The organism is Candidatus Accumulibacter necessarius (assembly GCF_036625085.1).
The window spans coordinates 38,462-55,807 of record NZ_JAZKUM010000014.1 but is presented as its reverse complement, the minus strand read 5'-3'; the positions used below and the strand labels follow the sequence as shown (position 1 = coordinate 55,807).

Below are 17,346 nucleotides of genomic sequence, written 5' to 3'. Positions count from 1 at the left end.
GTTGCCGGCATAGCGGCCTTCGGGTCCGAGCAGATTGATCCCTGGCATACACTGCGCTGCTCGAAACACATTACCGTCCGGTCGCCAGGCCGGGCGCGGGATATTCAGCATGGCCCAACTCGTTCTTCTCCCCGGCAAGGATCGCTCGCTTGCTCGCCGTCACCCCTGGATTTTCGCTGCTGCAGTCGAAAGGCTCAGTGGCCGCGTACGGCCCGGTGATACGGTCGAGGTCTTGGCTGCCAACGGACGGCCCCTGGCGAAGGCGGCATGGAGCCCGCAGTCGAAAATCCGAGCCAGGGTGTGGACCTTTGATCCGGAGGAGATCGTTGACAATGCCTTCTTCAAGCGCTGCATTTACGCCGCCGTCGAACGTCGCCGGTTGACCCCCGAGCTGCATCGGCAGGAAGGTTTGCGGCTGATTCACGGTGAGTCCGACGGCTTGCCTGGCCTGATTGCGGATCGTTATGGCGACACCGTCGTCCTGCAACTGACGGCTGCCGGCCCGGAGAAATGGCGCCAGGCGATCGTTGGCGCACTGCAGCAGGCGAGCGGCTGTACGCGCATCTACGAGCGATCGGACTCAAACGTTCGTCGGCTCGAGGGGCTTGAACCAGTGACTGGCTGGGTGCTCGGCGAGGCGCCGAAAGAAGCGCTGACCATCCTCGAAAACGGCGTCCGCATGCAGGTCGACGTCGTGACTGGCCACAAGACCGGATTCTATCTGGACCAGCGCGATAATCGCCTGCTGACGCGTGAACTTGCCAAGGATCGCGCGACGCTAAACTGCTTCTGCTATACGGGCGGTTTTTCGCTACAGGCTCTCGCCGGCGGTGCCAGCCGGGTGTTGTCGATCGACTCCTCTGGACCTGCATTGGCGACGGCCATGGCCAACTTGGCGCTCAACCCGCAACTCGATGAGAGTCGTGCGGAATGGAGAGAGGCTGACGTGTTCAACGAGCTGCGCGTACTTCGGAAGGAGGGGCAGCGCTTTGACCTGGTGATTCTTGATCCGCCAAAATTCGCCCCTTCAGCCGCGCATGCCGAGCGCGCGGCGCGCGCCTACCGGGACATCAACGCGTTCGGCTTTCGCCTGCTCAATCCCGGTGGCCTGCTGATGACCTACTCGTGTTCTGGTGGCATTCGCAGCGAGCACTTCCAGCAGATCGTTGCCGATGCGGCGGTCGACGCAGGATGCGAGGGACGCATCCTGCGCCGCCTTGCCGCGCCGCCAGACCATCCGGTGGCGCTCCACTTCAGTGAGGGTGAGTATCTCAAGGGCCTGCTTTGCCAGGTCGACTGAAAACGCTCAACCACCCCCCCAGATCTGTTTCAGTCGCGCATCGCGGCCACACGACAGGCGATAGTAGGCATAGCGGACCGAGTTCTTCTTGTAGTAGTCCTGGTGATACTCCTCGGCCGGGTAGAAGGTTGAGGCGGCAATGATCTCGGTCTCGATACGTGCCACCTTGCCGCTCGCCCGCAGCGCGTCGCGACTGGCTTCGGCAGCCTGGCGTTCGCCTTCGTTCTGCCAGTAGATGCCGCTACGGTACTGCGTGCCGATGTCGCAGAACTGCCGGTTCTTGACCGTCGGGTCGATGCTCCGCCAGAAGTGGTCGAGCAGTTGCGGATAGCTGACCTTTCGCGGATCGTAGCTGACGCGGATGGCTTCGGTGTGACCGGTGCCGCCTGCGCTGACCTGCTCGTAGGTCGGGTTGACCGTTCTGCCTGCGGTATAGCCGGATTCGGCGGCAATAACTCCCGGTAGCTTCTCGAAGTCCGCCTCGCTGCACCAGAAGCAGCCGCCAGCGAAAATCGCTGTCTTGGTCTCGGGTGTCTTGCCGGTACCCGGGTCGGCTGCACCGGTGCGACCGGCGATCACGAGCAGCAATAGCGTGGCAAGAAACAGGCGTGTCCTCATGTCCGCAATTCCGGCAGCTTCTCAGCTCGCGGCACGAACTCCAGCGCCACGCCGTTGTTGCAGTAGCGCTTGCCCGTTGGTTTGGGACCGTCATTGAAAACGTGGCCCTGATGCCCGCCGCAGCGGCTGCAGTGGTACTCGGTACGGGGATAGATCAGCTTGAAGTCGGTTCGAGTCGCGACCGCTCCCGGTAGGTGCTGCCAGAAGCTCGGCCAGCCGGTGCCGCTTTCGTATTTTGTCGAGCTGTCGAAAAGCGGCAGGTAGCAGGCGGCACAAACGAAGGTGCCGTCGCGTTTCTCGTGATTCAGGGGGCTGCTGCCGGCGCGTTCGGTGTCCTCCTCAAAGAGGACGCGATAGGCTGGCAGTGGCAACAGGGTTGCCCATTCGGCTTTGGACTTCTGCAGTTTGCTGCCAGCGCTGTCGCCAGCCCAACTGGGGCCGGGAGCGGCTACGGGCAGGGCGAAGGCGGATATCCCACCCAGCCATTTCAGTGATTGACGACGATCCATGACTCTCTCCATAAGAAGCGTATTTGTCCCGGCCAGACGCTCAGCCTCGTCTGGCGTTCGCAATGAGACTTGACTCGGGGCAAGCTGATCCACCGTTTCCCGGTCATCCGCGCGCCATGCCAGCCTTACCCCCTTTCGGCCGAAAAGCACCGGGACAGTTCCCCAAGTCGGTACGCTTTCCGGCGGAGAACGGAGGCTCGACGAATGGTCGTCTGCAGGGGAGGAAACCTTACGCCTTTCTTCCGATCGCAAGGATTCGACCTTTCGGTAACGCCGGATAGCTGCAACTGCGTTGCATGTGCTTGTGGGCTGTGCTTAAATTCGCAGTCATGATGACTGTCCTGAACCCGTCTGTCGACTCGCCTGCAGAAGCTGAAGCCGCTGCGCTGCTGATTCGCCGGACTGGCGCGCGCGCTACGCCGGCGCGGGTCCGTGTCCTGCGGCTGCTGCATGCTGCGCCGGCGGCGTTGACTCATCACGACATCGAGCAGGCGCTCGGCGATTTGGCTCTCGATCGCGTCACCTTGTATCGGGTGCTCGACTGGCTGGTCGAGAGCGGGCTGGCGCACCGCAATACCGATGCACAAAGGGTGTTCCGCTTTTCGGCCGCTGCCATCGGCGAGCATGCGGCGCATACGCACTTCCGCTGCGAGGATTGTGGGCGTGTTTTCTGTCTCGAGGCTGCCCCGCCAACGCCACCGAGTCTGCCGGAAGGCTTTTCGCTGTCACGCATCGAGCTCGATCTGCGGGGACGTTGCGCCAGGTGTACCGGAGGGCACCCATGAGCAGAGCGACAACGATTGAGGCGGTCCGCTTCGGCGAGCAAGCTCGTGGGCGAACTCTCGTGCAGGCCCGCAAGCAATGCCTGCGCTAGACCAGCAGCGGGCAATCCCGGTGACCGTCCTGACCGGGTTTCTCGGGGCCGGGAAGACGACGCTGCTCAACCGTCTTTTGCGGCAGCCGGCGCTGGCCAACGCCGCAGTGCTGATCAACGAGTTTGGCGATGTCGCGGTCGACCACCATCTGGTCGACAAGGTTGACGAAAGCATCGTCGTTCTCCCGTCCGGATGCCTTTGCTGCAGCGTGCGGGGTGAGTTGGCGCGTAGTCTGCGCGAGCTGTTCATGCGCCGCCTGCGGCGCGAGATTCCTGCTTTCTCGCGCGTGCTGCTTGAGACCAGCGGCCTCGCTGATCCGGCACCGGTACTCTACACGCTGCTCGAGGATTTCTTCATTGCCGAGCGCTTTCGCATCGACGGGGTGGTTACGGCGGTTGACGTCACCCACGCCAATCGTCAGCTCGGGCGCCAGTTCGAGGCGGTTCGGCAGGTGGCGATGGCCGACCGGCTGTTGCTTACCAAATGTGACCTGTCGACGCCCGACGAGATTGCCGGCGTCGCCCGTCGTCTGGCCCACATCAACCCCGGTGCGCTGCAGATCGAGGTGCGAATGGGGGCCATCGGCGCCGAGCAGTTGATGGGCTGCGGGCTTTATGATCCGGCCAGCAAGACCGCCGACGTGCGTCGCTGGCTGGCCGACGAAAGAGTGGCGGCGGCACGTCGCAGCGACCCGGTGACGCACGTACATGACGTCAACCGCCACGATGCCCTGGTGCATGCTTTCGTATTGCGCTTCGAGCAGCCGTTTGCCTGGCCGGAGTTTGCTGAAGCGATCGACGTCCTGCTCGCTACCTGCGGTGAGCGCATCCTGCGCGTCAAGGGCCTGATCAGTGTCGAAGGCGAGCCCGGACCGCGGGTCGTGCAATGCGTCCAGCACATGCGTTACCCGGAATCGACGCTGCCCAGCTGGCCGGATGATCACCATCAGAGCCGTCTGGTGTTCATCGTCCGGGCGCTGGCACGGGACATTGTCGAACAGGCCTTCGTCATGTTCTGTGACGCTGCTGCGCTGGCTGAAGCCGAGTGAAATGGTCGCGGTCGACGTGTCTCGAGGTCGCGGTTTTCCTTGCTCCGGTCCCGGTTGAGGCTTGCGCTCGCGGCACAAGTGTGTCGTAGCCGACAAAGCCCGGCGGTGGCACTGCTGAAGACGCTAGAATTCGGCATTTCTCCCGCTCTCACACCGCCGCCCAATGTTTCCGACCGAATTCGCTCTGAACCTGCTTCGCCACCCGGCAACCCCCGCCCCGGTCGTGCGCTCGATCGAAGTGCACGCTGCGCGCACCGTTGGCGGTGGCCTTGCGTTTGCCTATTGCCTGCGCGGGGACATGGCGCGTCTGCTGATTCCAGCGCCGCAGAAAGCGGGCTGTGCGGATGGACTCTGGGAACACAGCTGTTTCGAGGCCTTTGTGGGTATCCTCGGCGAAGCAGCCTATCACGAGTTCAACTTCTCTCCGTCGGGTCAATGGGCCGCCTACGCTTTTTCCGGTTACCGCCAGCGCGACGAAGCACTGCGCCTCCTCGTGCCGCCACAGATCACCGCCAGGCTGTCAGTGGGCCGGCTTGAACTGGTAGCAGAGATTTCGGCTGGCGTTTTGCGGCCGATGGCAGGCTCTGCGACGCTGCAGGTTGGACTTGCTGCGGTCGTCGAAGCCGTCGATACCATCGACGGTAGCCACAGTTACTGGGCGCTGCGCCACCCGGCCGCTTTGCCCGATTTCCACCATCGCGCCAGCTTTGCCATCGAACTGGCTCCGCCGCGCGAACTTGCCTGAAGGAACCAACGATGCCAGCGCTGGAATTCGGACTCGATCGTCTGCTCACCGACCCGCAGCTGCGCGAGCCTCTGCATGGCCGACGAGTGGCCCTGCTGGCTCACCCAGCCTCGGTCAGCCGCGACCTGACGCACACCCTTGACGCCCTTGCCGCGTTGCCAGATCTCCGGATGGCCGCTGCCTTTGGCCCGCAGCATGGCTTGCGCGGCGACAAACAGGACAACATGGTCGAGTCACCCGAGTTTCTCGATCCGGTGCACCACATCCCGGTATTCAGCCTATATGGCACGGTGCGGCGCCCGACGGCCGAGATGATGGCTACGTTCGATGTGTTGCTGATCGATCTGCAGGACCTTGGTTGCCGCATCTACACTTTTATCACCACCCTGCGCTACGTGCTCGAAGCCGCGGCCATGTACGGTAAGGCGGTCTGGATACTCGATCGTCCCAACCCGGCAGGACGCCCGGTGGAAGGATTGTTGCTGCGTCCCGGCTGGGAGAGTTTCGTCGGTGCCGGGCCCTTACCGATGCGCCACGGTTTGACGATGGGCGAGCTAGCGTGCTGGTTCATCAGCACCCTTGATCTCGATATCGACTGCACGGTGATCAAGATGCACGGTTGGGCACCCAGTGCGGCGCCCGGTTACGGCTGGCCGCTCGGCGAGCGAAGCTGGATCAATCCCAGTCCGAACGCGCCGAACCTGTCGATGGCGCGCAGCTACGCCGGCACGGTCCTGCTCGAAGGGAGCACGCTTTCCGAAGGCCGCGGTACGACCCGGCCGCTGGAGCTCTTTGGCGCGCCGGATCTCGACGCGCGCCGCTTGCTTACTGCAATGTACGCCCTTGCTCCGAACTGGATGCTCGGCTGTCGACTGCGCGAATGCTGGTTCGAGCCAACGTTTCACAAGCACGCCGGCAAGCTGTGCCACGGCGTGCAGATTCATGTCGAGGATGGCGCCTACGATCATGCAGCATTCCGCCCCTGGCGCCTGCAAAGCCTGGCCTTCAAGGCGTTGCGGCAGCTACGGCCAGATTACCCTCTGTGGCGCGATTTTGCCTACGAGTATGAATTCGACCGTCTGGCCATCGACCTGATCAATGGCTCGCTACTGCTGCGTGAGTGGGTGGATGACCCGGTGGCAATGCCAGGCGACCTCGATGCTCTGAGTCGGGTGGACGAACGAGAGTGGGAACGGGCGCGAAGCGAGTTCCTGCTGTACTGATGTCAGCCAACTCCACGCAAACCGCAATGGCGCCTGCTGTGGACTGCTGCTCGCTCACCTGTGGGTCATGAGGAGACTGCCTCGCGCACGGCGGCTGCAAGTTTTTCTGCTGCCAGAGTGACGGTCGACGAGTCCTGGCCCTCTACCATCACGCGGAGCAACGGTTCAGTCCCGGAAGCACGCAGGAGTACGCGCCCACAGCCGTTGAGTTCACTTTCGACCTCGCTCTTCGTGGCACCGATCAACGGGTGCTCTTTCCAGGGGAAGCCCTTGCTCAGCGCGACGTTGATCAGCTTCTGCGGATAGAGCTTCAGACTGCCCAACAGTTGCTGCAGATCACCGCCTTCTTCCCGCAGTGCAGAAAGCACCTGCAGGGCGGAGACGATGCCATCACCGGTGGTGTGCCTGTCGAGGCAGAGAATGTGGCCGGAGTTTTCCCCGCCAAAGAGCCAGCGCTTCTGCCGGAGCAAGTCCATGACGTAGCGGTCGCCGACGGCCGCACGCACGAAAGGCACCTTGAGTTCAGCCAGCGCGTGCTCGAGAGCGAGATTGCTCATCAAGGTGCCAACTACACCTGCCACGGCGCCTTGGCGGAGACGGCTGCGGACCACCGCGAACAGCAGTTGATCCCCGTCGTAAACATTGCCGAGCGCGTCGACCATGATCAAGCGGTCACCGTCGCCGTCAAGCGCGATGCCGAGGTCGGCTCCCTGCGCCACGACAGCTTCGCGCAAGGCAGCGGGTGCCGTAGCGCCGACATCCTGATTGATGTTAAGGCCGTTTGGTTCGGTGCCGATACTGGTGACCTCGGCGCCCAACTCGTGAAAGACATGTGGAGCAATATGGTAAGCGGCTCCGTTGGCGCAGTCGACGACGATCTTCAGGCCCCGCAAATCCATCTCGAACGGAAACGTGCCCTTGCAGAACTCGATGTAACGACCGTCGGCGTCATCGATTCGTCGCGCGCGGCCAAGGCCTGCCGAGGGAACACAGGTCAGCGGCTCGTCAAGTGCTTCTTCAATCTCGGACTCCAGGTCGTCCGGCAGCTTGGTTCCTCCTGCCGAGAAGAACTTTATTCCGTTATCGTAGTATGGATTGTGCGACGCGGAAATGACGATACCGGCCTGCAAGCGCAAGGCGCGGGTCAGATAAGCGATGGCCGGGGTTGGCATTGGACCGACCAGACAGACATCGACGCCGGCGGCCGAAAAGCCCGCTTCCAGTGCAGCTTCCATCATATAGCCCGAGATGCGGGTATCCTTGCCGATCAGAACCGCCGGTCGTTCTCCTGCCTTGATACGGCAGCGGGCAGTGTCGCGGGCGGCAAGAACTCGGCCTGTCGCATATCCGAGGCGCATGACGAAATCGGGCGTGATCGGGATTTCCCCCACCCGCCCACGCACGCCATCTGTACCAAAATACTTTCTTGTCACGATTTTCTCTCCCCAGGCCTGCAGACGCATGGTTGTCTGTCAATGATGCCTATTCTACGCAAACAATGGGGAGGCCGCTGCCAAGTAGAACACGAACCAGTCATTGAGACTCGACGGCATGCCAGATAGCGAGGGCGTCGCGCGTCGGGGCGACGTCGTGAACGCGCAGAATGCTTGCGCCGCGTTGTGCAGCCAGCAAGGCGGCGGCGATGCTGGCGGCCAATCGGTCTCCGACTGGGCGGGCAGTGACGGCGCCAAGCATGGACTTCCGTGAGATCCCAGCCAGCAGGGGGCGTCCTGCAAGTGATAGCTCATCCATACGGCGCAGAAGTTCGAGATTATGGTTCAGTGTTTTGCCAAAGCCAAAACCCGGATCGAGTAGGAGACGATCACTCGCGATGCCGGCATCCCTGGCGATTGTCAGACGGTTGCGCAGGAAGCCCTGTACTTCCGCGACGACATCGATGTAGTGGGGCTGTTCCTGCATGGTCAGGGGCTCGCCCTGCATGTGCATCAGGCAGATCGCACAGTCGCTGTCAGCGACTGCCGCCAGTGCGCCCGGCATGCGCAGCGCGTAGATGTCATTGATCATCGAAGCGCCGTGCCGAAGGGCAGCCCGCATCACCTCGGGCTTGTAGGTGTCGACAGAAATCGGAACACCGCAGCTGGCAAGTTCTTCAAGCACCGGAATGAGGCGCCGCAACTCCTCTTCGACCGAGGTAGGAAACGCACCTGGACGAGAAGACTCGCCACCAATATCAAGCAGATCGGCTCCCGCTTCGATCTGCCGGTGAGCGTGCGCGATTGCCTTGGCGGTGTCGCTTACCCCGTCACCCGAGAATGAGTCCGGTGTCAGGTTCACGATACCCATCACCAATGGGCGAGCAAACTCGAGTGTGAAAGTGGCGCAGCGCAACATCAGGAAGTCGAGCCCGCGCACCGCTGTGGCAGGAAAGGCCTTGGAGGCCGGTCCGCCACAGCGATCAGCTTACCGCTACCGCACGCTCAGGCTGGCGCGGCTGCACTGGGGGCGGCATCAGGGGTGTTGTGGTCCGGCTTGTTCGGTGACGGCACCTGCGGTTGTTTCGGCGGGCGCGGAGGCTTGCCTTCCATGATGTCATTGATCTGGTCGGCATCTATCGTTTCAAGCTCAAGCAGTGCTGCGGCCATTGCCTCAACCTTGTCGCGGTTATCCTCGAGCATGCGGCGCGCCAGAGCATATTGCTCGTCGATGATTCGACGTATTTCCGCGTCGACCTTCTCCATCGTCGCTTCGGACATGTTCTTGTGCGTGGTGACCGAGCGCCCGAGGAAAACCTCTCCTTCATTTTCGCCATAAACCATCGGGCCAAGCGCATCGGACATGCCGTAGCGGGTCACCATGTCACGAGCCATCTGCGTTGCTCGCTCGAAGTCATTGGATGCACCGGTCGTCATCTGGTTCATGAACAGTTCTTCAGCAATACGACCACCAAAGAGGACCGCAATGCGACTCATCAGATAGATGCGGTCATAGGCGTAGCGATCCTCTTCGGGAAGCTGCATCGTCAAGCCGAGCGCACGACCGCGCGGGATGATGGTCACCTTATGCACTGGATCAGATTTCGGCATCAGCTTGGCGACCACCGCGTGCCCAGACTCGTGGTAGGCAGTATTGCGCCTCTCGTCCTCGTTCATGACCATGCTGCGGCGCTCGGCACCCATCATGATCTTGTCCTTGGCTTTCTCGAAATCCTCCATGTCGACCAGGCGCTTGTTGCCGCGTGCGGCGAACAACGCCGCTTCATTTACCAGATTGGCGAGGTCGGCGCCCGAGAATCCGGGCGTTCCACGCGCGATGATGTCGGCCTTGACGTCGGGTGACAACGGCACCTTGCGCATATGGACGACCAGAATCTGCTCGCGACCACGAATGTCTGGCAGCGGCACGACGACCTGGCGGTCGAAACGACCCGGACGCATCAGAGCCGGGTCCAGCACGTCGGGACGGTTGGTTGCCGCGATCACGATGACGCCAACGCTGCCTTCGAAGCCATCCATCTCGACCAGCATCTGGTTGAGCGTCTGTTCGCGTTCGTCGTTGCCGCCACCCAGGCCGGCACCGCGTTGGCGACCGACAGCATCCAGTTCATCGATGAAGATGATGCAGGGGGCATGCTTCTTGGCGTTTTCGAACATGTCGCGAACGCGGGCCGCACCGACTCCGACGAACATCTCGACGAAGTCGGAGCCGGAGATCGAAAAGAAAGGTACCTTGGCCTCACCGGCAATTGCCTTGGCGAGCAGTGTCTTGCCGGTGCCCGGGTTACCCACCAGGAGTACCCCCTTCGGGATGCGGCCACCCAGTTTCTGGAACTTCGATGGATCGCGCAGGAAGTCAACGAGTTCCGACACTTCCTCCTTTGCCTCGTCGCAACCGGCAACGTCAGCAAAAGTGATGGTATTTGTTGATTCGTCGAGTAGCCGCGCCTTGCTCTTCCCGAACGAGAAAGCGCCTCCGCGACCGCCGCCCTGCATCTGGCGCATGAAGAAAACCCATACGCCGATCAGGAGCAACATCGGAAACCAGCTGACGAAGATGCTCATCAGGAAAGACTGCTCTTCCTCGGGCTTGGCCTCGATCTTGACTCCGTGTTTCAGCAGATCGGAAACCATCCACAGATCAGGTGGCGCGTAGCTGGTGAGCTTTCGCCCATCGGTGGTGGTTGCCTTGAGCACACGGCCCTCGATGACGACCTTGGCAATCGTTCCCTTGCCCACTTCTTCGATGAACTGTGAGTACTCCATCGACGACTGGGTTACCTGGCGATTGTTGAACTGGTTGAACACCGTCATCAGGACGAGACCAATGACCAGCCAGACTGCCAGATTCTTGAACATGTTATTCAATGCTTCACCTCTTCCAAGTTGCCCCGCCCGGGATGCTTCCAGAAACCTTGCCATTCCATAGAATTGCATTCTAAACCGATTAATGCACGCTGAGCCAAACAGTAGGTCGACGATCCGAGATCAGGGCCTCGGGGACCGACCCAGCAGATACATTTCCGGGCTACGATCACGCGAGGCTTCCGGCTTTCGCGAATGCACCTCCTTGAATGTCTGACGCATCTCCAGCAGAAAATCGGCAAAGCCGTAACCCTGGAAAACTTTGACCAGAAAAGCCCCGTCTGGTTTCAGCCAATTGCGGGCGAAGTCCAGAGCCAGTTCGGCCAAATGTGTGCCGCGGGCCTGGTCGCTCACCGAGATGCCCGAGATATTGGGGGACATATCGGAAAGAACAAGACCTGCCTTTTCGCCAGCGAGCAGATGTTCGAGGCGTTGAAGGACTTCCTGCTCGCGAAAGTCGCCGTGCAGGAAGGTAACACCAGGCAGCGGAGCCAGCTCCAGCAGGTCGACGGCGATTATGCGACCCTTGCCCTGCATTCTGGTGGCCGCAACCTGTGACCAGCCTCCGGGGCTCGCTCCGAGGTCGACCACTACCTCACCAGTGCGTATCAGATGGTCCTTGTCGTCCATTTCCATCAGTTTGTATGAGGCGCGCGAGCGATAGCCATCAGCCCTGGCCCGTTGCACATAGGTGTCGGTTACATGCTCGCGTAACCAGGCATTGCTCGATCGACTTCGATTCATTGGCCGAAACCCGCTAAAATGCACCCTTCAAAAAAGGTATCCTGCATGCTCAATATCAGCTCCAACGAGCGCCGCGTTCTGCGTGCCCGCGCCCATTCCCTGAATCCCGTGGTCTCAATCAGCCAGAACGGCCTCTCCGAATCCGTCGTGAAGGAGATCAACGCAAGCCTCACCAGTCACGAACTGATCAAGATCCGCGTTTACAGCGACGAGCGGGAACTACGCGAACAGTTTCTGGCCACGATTTGCCAGCAACTGAATGCGGCACCGATACAGCATATCGGAAAACTGCTGGTTCTCTGGCGTCCGCAACCGGATACGCCTGCAACACCGGCCAAACCCCGACCGATGCGCCCTGGGCCGCGCCAGAGCAAACGCAGCTTTCAGGGTAGTTCCGGCGGCTGACGGAGTTGCCGGCGAGGTGTCCCCGGATGGACCTGCATCCCGGCCTAGCGCGGGCCGCGCCCGGCACTTGCCACCAGCAGCAAGCCGAGCAGGCTCTGAACGAGGTAGAGAATGCTCGAAACACCATGCCACGTGGCAAACCGGTTGCGCAATACGCTCTCCATGACTTCTCTCGGCAAGGCGTCTGCCTTGATCTGGGCCAACAGCGGCTGTATACCAAACAGGCTGACCAGGGTAAGCAACAACATCACCAAGAGGAGCCAGACTGTCCTGCGCCGCCAGGCGGCGGTACCCATGCGCAGCAATTCGAACAGCAGCAGGTAGCTGGCGCAGGCCAGGCCAATCCAGCCGATCAACTCGAACAGCTTGCCAGCGAGCACGCCCGCCAATGGACGGTCGCCACCCAGTATGGCGAACAGGGTCGGTGCAACCAGATAGCCTATTGCCCACAAGCCACCAACCCATAGCGTCAGCGCGATGTTGTACAGGGCATCTGCCAGGCGCCGCATGGTCAGGCCCTAGTCGTAGCGGACGTCGATGACTTCGTATTCGCGAACTCCGCCGGGGGCTTGAACCTCGGCGATATCGCCCGCAAACTTTCCAATCAGCGCACGCGCTATTGGCGAGTTGATCGAGATCTTGCCTGCCTTGATATCGGCCTCATCCTCGCCAACGATCTGATAGCTTACGCGGCCACCCGATTCCTGATCCTCGAGATCGAGCGTTGCACCGAAGACGCAACGCCCGTCAGCGTCGAGCAGCTGCGGGTCGATGATCTGGGCGTTTGCCAGTTTACTTTCCACTTCCTTGATGCGGCCTTCGACAAATGCTTGCCTTTCCTTGGCGGCATCATACTCGGCGTTCTCCGAGAGATCGCCGTGCGAGCGCGCCTCGGCAATCGCTGAGATGGCGCGTGGCCGCTCGACGGTTTTCAGATGATGCAGTTCGGCACGCAGTTTTTCGGCGCCGTTAACGGTTACAGGTACCTTGGTCATATCATTCGCTGCCGACGAAAAACCGCCGATACTCCCAACACACGGGCGGATCAAACGATTCTATGGGTTAACTAGTCAGTTGTGCGTGTAAATCCTGTATCGGGTAGACGATCAACTCCCCGCGATTCCTGATGCCAGCCGTTGCCGCTTCCGCACCCCAGATCGTCGTATAGATGGTTACCCGTGCCGCCAGGCCAGAAGTTCGGATCGAGCGCGAGTCGCTGATAGCCTTACGTTTTTCGTCCACCGTGTTGATGATCAGCACAATCTCGTTATTCTTGATCATGTCGACTACATGCGGCCGACCCTCAGTCACCTTGTTTACCGCGGTTACGGCAATCCCTACTGAAGAGATCGCGGCGGCGGTGCCGCGCGTGGCAAGAATCGTGAAGCCTGCCGATTCCAGTTCCCGGGCGATCTTGACTGCCTTGGGCTTGTCTGATTCCTTGACGCTGATGAACACCTGGCCGGAACTGGGCAGGCGTACGCTTGCAGCCAGCTGGCTCTTGACGAAGGCCTCGGAAAAGCTTAAGCCAACCCCCATCACCTCGCCGGTCGATTTCATTTCCGGACCGAGAATGGTATCGACGCCACGGAACTTGATGAACGGGAAAACGGCTTCCTTGACCGAGAAGTAGTCCGGAATCACTTCCTTGGTGACTCCCTGGCTGGCGAGCGACTGTCCGACCATACAGCGCGCCGCGATTTTCGCCAGCTGCAGGCCGGTTGCCTTCGAAACAAAGGGTACCGTACGCGATGCCCGCGGATTCACTTCCAGGACGAAGACCACGCCCTTCTGGATGGCGAACTGGACGTTCATCAGACCGCAGACATTCAGGGCCTTGGCCATCAACCGCGTCTGCCGGCGCAGTTCGTCCTGCAGCTCTGCCGATAGTGAATACGGTGGCAGAGAGCATGCGGAGTCGCCTGAATGCACCCCGGCTTGCTCGATATGCTCCATTACACCCCCGATGAACACGTCCTGGCCATCGCAAAGCGCGTCCACGTCAACCTCACTGGCGTCGTTCAGGAAACGATCGAGCAACACTGGCGAGTCGTTTGAAACCTTGACGGCTTCACGCATGTAGCGCTCGAGGTCGCGCTCCTCATGGACGATCTCCATCGCCCGACCTCCGAGCACGTAGGACGGGCGAACCACCAGGGGATAGCCGATTTCGGCCGCCATGCGCAATGCCTCGGTTTCGGTGCGCGCAGTGCGGTTAGACGGTTGTTTGAGGCCAAGATTCTGGAGGAGCTTCTGGAATCGCTCACGGTCCTCCGCTGCGTCAATCATGTCCGGGCTGGTGCCGATAATCGGCACGCCATTGGCCTCGAGGTCGCGAGCGAGTTTGAGCGGTGTCTGGCCGCCATATTGGACAATAACGCCAAGCGGCTGTTCGACGGCGACGATTTCCAGTACGTCCTCAAGCGTCAGCGGCTCGAAGTAGAGCCGATCCGAGGTGTCATAGTCGGTCGACACGGTTTCCGGATTACAATTGACCATGATTGTCTCGTAACCGTCTTCACGCATCGCCAGTGCAGCATGCACGCAACAGTAGTCGAATTCGATCCCCTGGCCAATCCGATTGGGGCCGCCGCCAAGGACCATGATCTTCTTCCGGTCGCTGGGATTTGCCTCGCACTCTTCCTCGTAGGTCGAGTACATGTAAGCCGTATCGGTAGCGAATTCGGCCGCGCAGGTGTCGACTCGTTTGTACACCGGGCGCACCTGCATTTCGTGGCGCCGCTGACGGACGGCGGTTTGCGTCGTTCGCAGCAGCGTCGCCAGACGCTTGTCGGAGAAGCCGGCGCGCTTCAGATGCCACAACTCGTCACGTGACAGGGAGTCGAGTAGCCTGCCGCGGACGCTTTCAGCCTTGACGTGAAGATCTTCGATCTGCGCCAGGAACCAGCGGTCGATGGCAGTCAGTCGATGGATCTCGGCCAGAGTCAGGCCGATGCGGAAGGCGTCGGCAAGATACCAGATGCGCTCCGGGCGGGCTTCGCTGAGCGCCATCTCGATTTCCTCGCGGTCTGCACTCTTTTCGTCGAAGCCGTCGACGCCGACTTCGAGGCCCCGCAAGGCCTTCTGCAAGGACTCTTGAAAGGTGCGTCCGATGGCCATGACTTCCCCCACCGATTTCATCTGGGTCGTCAGCCGCGAATCGGCTTCGGGAAATTTTTCGAACGCGAAGCGCGGCACCTTGGTGACCACGTAGTCGATCGACGGCTCGAATGAAGCAGGGGTTCTGCCACCAGTGATTTCATTGGCGAGTTCATCGAGCGTATACCCCACAGCCAGTTTTGCCGCCACCTTGGCAATCGGGAAGCCGGTTGCCTTCGAGGCTAGTGCCGAGGAACGCGAGACGCGCGGGTTCATTTCGATCACGATCATCCGCCCGTCTTGTGGGCAGATGGCGAACTGGACGTTCGAACCGCCGGTATCGACGCCGATCTCGCGCAATACCGCCACCGAAGCATCACGCATGATCTGGTATTCCTTGTCGGTCAGCGTCTGGGCTGGCGCGACGGTAATCGAGTCACCAGTGTGAACGCCCATCGGGTCCAGGTTTTCGATCGAACAAACGATGATGCAGTTGTCTTTCCGGTCGCGAACAACCTCCATTTCGAACTCTTTCCAGCCGATCAGCGATTCCTCGATCAGGAGTTCTCTGGTCGGACTGGCCTCCAGACCACGTTTGCAGATTTCGACGAACTCTTCCTGGTTGTAGGCAATGCCGCCACCTGATCCCCCCATGGTAAATGACGGCCGGATGATGGCCGGATAGCCGATCATTGCCTGCACCTGCAGTGCCTCCTCCATCGAGTGCGCCGCTGCGGAACGAGCCGATCCCAGACCGATCCTGGTCATCGCCGCTTTGAACTTCTCCCGGTCCTCGGCCATGTCGATCGCCTGTTTGGTCGCGCCGATCATCTCGACCCCATACTGCTCAAGCACGCCATGTCTCGCCAGATCAAGCGCACAGTTGAGCGCTGTCTGTCCCCCCATGGTCGGCAGGATAGCGTCAGGGCGCTCCTTGCTGATGATCTTTTCGACGACTTTCCAGGTGATCGGCTCGATATAGGTCACGTCGGCCATGTCTGGATCGGTCATGATGGTGGCCGGATTGGAGTTCACCAGGATCACCCGGTAGCCCTCCTCGCGTAGCGCCTTGCAGGCTTGCGCGCCAGAGTAATCGAACTCGCAGGCCTGACCGATGACGATCGGGCCGGCGCCGATGATCAGGATGCTCTTGATGTCAGTGCGCTTGGGCATTTGGCGCCTTTTGGTCTTGCATCATCTTGACAAAGCGGTCGAACAGGTAGGCGATGTCGTGGGGTCCCGGGCTTGCTTCAGGGTGGCCTTGAAAGGAAAAAGCCGGCACGTCGCTGCGGGCGATGCCTTGCAGGGACCCGTCGAATAGCGATGCGTGTGTCGGTCGCAGATTCGCAGGCAGGCTGTCGGCGTCGACCGCAAAGCCGTGGTTCTGGCTGGTGATCAGGACTTGCCTGGTCTGGAGATCCTTGACCGGGTGGTTGGCCCCATGGTGGCCAAACTTCATCTTCAGGGTCCTGGCGCCTGAAGCCAGTGCCAGGAGCTGGTGACCGAGGCAGATGCCGAAGGTCGGCACACCTCTGGCCAGTACTTCGCGAATGGCTGTGATGGCGTAGTCGCAGGGCTCTGGATCCCCGGGGCCATTGGAGAGAAATATGCCATCCGGCCGGTGCTGGAGTGCCGCGGCGGCGGATGTCTGCGCTGGAACTACCGTCACCTTGCAGCCGCGGGCGGCCAGCATACGCAGGATGTTGTGCTTGACACCAAAATCGTAGGCAACGACATGCAAATGCGGTGCGGGTGCAGCTCGATAGCCGCGCAGGCTCCATTCACCCCCGGTCCACTCGTAGGGCGCATCGACGCTCACTACCTTCGCCAGGTCCATACCGGCGAGCCCCGGGAATGCGCGCGCTTCGGCGATCGCCTGCTGCTCATCAATCCTGGTGGCCATGATGCAGCCGGCCTGGGCGCCTCTTTCGCGCAGAATGCGCGTGAGCCTTCGCGTATCAATGCCGCTGATGGCGACGATGCCATATTTGTTCAGGTACGCGGGCAGCGTTTCCTGTAGCCGCCAGCTCTCGGCGCGAACCGGCAGGTCACGAATGACAAGGCCCGCAGCATGGTTGGCGCGCGATTCGAAGTCCTCGGCATTGCATCCGACGTTACCGATGTGCGGATAGGTGAGGGTGACAAGCTGACGACAGTAGGAGGGATCGGTCAGTATTTCCTGGTAGCCGGTCATTGCCGTATTGAATACTACTTCACCGCTGGTACTGCCTGCGGCGCCGATAGCCATGCCACGGAAAATAGTCCCATCAGCCAGTGCGAGTATCGCGGGCGGAAGAGTGGGTAACAAGGACACGAAAGACTCCTGTTGAAGCTGCTGTTGATTGTGCTGCTTGTGCGAGCTGTAGATACGCAAAAGCGGGACGAGCACACAGCCCTCCCGCTCGGTTCCTTGCAAACCGATCAATTATACCGGAATGCGCCACGTCTGGGGCTATTCGAC

The 17,346-nt window shown here is 60.9% G+C and carries 16 protein-coding genes; 6 read left to right on the top strand and 10 right to left on the bottom strand.

Annotated elements, in window-relative coordinates:
* Positions 1 to 109: 109 nt before the first annotated feature.
* Positions 110 to 1,300 (top strand): class I SAM-dependent rRNA methyltransferase, encoded by a 1,191-nt coding sequence (locus V5B44_RS24960; protein WP_332361893.1) that lies wholly within the window; start codon positions 110 to 112, stop codon positions 1,298 to 1,300.
* 6 nt (positions 1,301 to 1,306) lie between these two features.
* Here V5B44_RS24960 and msrA read toward each other — a convergent pair whose 3' ends face one another.
* Positions 1,307 to 1,918: a peptide-methionine (S)-S-oxide reductase MsrA gene (gene msrA / locus V5B44_RS24955; protein WP_332361891.1), complete on the bottom strand. Its 612-nt coding sequence runs from the start codon at positions 1,916 to 1,918 to the stop codon at positions 1,307 to 1,309.
* Positions 1,915 to 2,427, bottom strand: a complete 513-nt coding sequence (gene msrB, locus V5B44_RS24950) for a peptide-methionine (R)-S-oxide reductase MsrB (protein WP_332361889.1) — start codon at positions 2,425 to 2,427, stop codon at positions 1,915 to 1,917. Before msrB ends, msrA begins: the two co-directional genes overlap by 4 nt.
* Positions 2,428 to 2,756: 329 nt before the next feature.
* Here msrB and V5B44_RS24945 point away from each other — a divergent pair, with 329 nt between their 5' ends.
* The 4 genes from V5B44_RS24945 (at position 2,757) to V5B44_RS24930 (ending at position 6,318) form a co-directional block, all read left to right on the top strand.
* Positions 2,757 to 3,212: a Fur family transcriptional regulator gene (locus V5B44_RS24945; RefSeq protein ID WP_332361887.1), complete on the top strand. Its 456-nt coding sequence runs from the start codon at positions 2,757 to 2,759 to the stop codon at positions 3,210 to 3,212.
* Positions 3,213 to 3,288: 76 nt separating this feature from the next.
* Positions 3,289 to 4,350, top strand: a complete 1,062-nt coding sequence (locus tag V5B44_RS24940; protein ID WP_332361885.1) for a CobW family GTP-binding protein — start codon at positions 3,289 to 3,291, stop codon at positions 4,348 to 4,350.
* Between the two features lie 163 nt (positions 4,351 to 4,513).
* Positions 4,514 to 5,095 (top strand): DOMON-like domain-containing protein, encoded by a 582-nt coding sequence (locus V5B44_RS24935; RefSeq protein WP_332361883.1) that lies wholly within the window; start codon positions 4,514 to 4,516, stop codon positions 5,093 to 5,095.
* 11 nt (positions 5,096 to 5,106) lie between these two features.
* On the top strand, positions 5,107 to 6,318 hold the full coding sequence (locus V5B44_RS24930) for an exo-beta-N-acetylmuramidase NamZ family protein (RefSeq protein WP_332361881.1): 1,212 nt from the start codon (positions 5,107 to 5,109) through the stop codon (positions 6,316 to 6,318).
* Between the two features lie 65 nt (positions 6,319 to 6,383).
* Here V5B44_RS24930 and glmM read toward each other — a convergent pair whose 3' ends face one another.
* The 4 genes from glmM to V5B44_RS24910 all read right to left on the bottom strand — a co-directional run bounded on the left by glmM (position 6,384) and on the right by V5B44_RS24910 (position 11,381).
* Entirely contained in the window at positions 6,384 to 7,751 is a 1,368-nt protein-coding gene (gene glmM / locus V5B44_RS24925; RefSeq protein ID WP_332361879.1) for a phosphoglucosamine mutase, read from the bottom strand.
* Between the two features lie 100 nt (positions 7,752 to 7,851).
* Positions 7,852 to 8,670, bottom strand: coding sequence for a dihydropteroate synthase (folP, locus tag V5B44_RS24920; protein WP_332361877.1), 819 nt, complete (start codon positions 8,668 to 8,670; stop codon positions 7,852 to 7,854).
* Positions 8,671 to 8,756: 86 nt separating this feature from the next.
* The gene (gene ftsH / locus V5B44_RS24915) at positions 8,757 to 10,640 is read right to left on the bottom strand and encodes an ATP-dependent zinc metalloprotease FtsH (RefSeq protein WP_332361875.1); all 1,884 of its coding nucleotides are present in this window, start codon (positions 10,638 to 10,640) and stop codon (positions 8,757 to 8,759) included.
* A gap of 120 nt (positions 10,641 to 10,760) precedes the next feature.
* The gene (locus V5B44_RS24910) at positions 10,761 to 11,381 is read right to left on the bottom strand and encodes an RlmE family RNA methyltransferase (RefSeq protein WP_332361873.1); all 621 of its coding nucleotides are present in this window, start codon (positions 11,379 to 11,381) and stop codon (positions 10,761 to 10,763) included.
* A gap of 45 nt (positions 11,382 to 11,426) precedes the next feature.
* Here V5B44_RS24910 and V5B44_RS24905 point away from each other — a divergent pair, with 45 nt between their 5' ends.
* On the top strand, positions 11,427 to 11,786 hold the full coding sequence (locus V5B44_RS24905; RefSeq protein ID WP_332361871.1) for a YhbY family RNA-binding protein: 360 nt from the start codon (positions 11,427 to 11,429) through the stop codon (positions 11,784 to 11,786).
* A gap of 44 nt (positions 11,787 to 11,830) precedes the next feature.
* On the opposite strand, the gene V5B44_RS24900 is transcribed toward V5B44_RS24905, so the two are convergent.
* The 4 genes from V5B44_RS24900 to carA form a co-directional block, all read right to left on the bottom strand.
* Complete coding sequence (locus tag V5B44_RS24900) at positions 11,831 to 12,295, bottom strand: DUF4149 domain-containing protein (protein ID WP_332361869.1); 465 nt, start codon at positions 12,293 to 12,295, stop codon at positions 11,831 to 11,833.
* 9 nt (positions 12,296 to 12,304) lie between these two features.
* Positions 12,305 to 12,781: a transcription elongation factor GreA gene (gene greA, locus V5B44_RS24895; RefSeq protein WP_332361867.1), complete on the bottom strand. Its 477-nt coding sequence runs from the start codon at positions 12,779 to 12,781 to the stop codon at positions 12,305 to 12,307.
* 67 nt (positions 12,782 to 12,848) lie between these two features.
* On the bottom strand, positions 12,849 to 16,058 hold the full coding sequence (gene carB / locus V5B44_RS24890) for a carbamoyl-phosphate synthase large subunit (protein ID WP_332361865.1): 3,210 nt from the start codon (positions 16,056 to 16,058) through the stop codon (positions 12,849 to 12,851).
* Positions 16,042 to 17,193 carry a glutamine-hydrolyzing carbamoyl-phosphate synthase small subunit gene (gene carA / locus V5B44_RS24885; protein WP_332361998.1) on the bottom strand — a complete coding sequence of 384 codons (1,152 nt, stop codon included), beginning with the start codon at positions 17,191 to 17,193 and terminating at the stop codon, positions 16,042 to 16,044. Before carA ends, carB begins: the two co-directional genes overlap by 17 nt.
* Between the last annotated feature and the right edge of the window lie 153 nt (positions 17,194 to 17,346).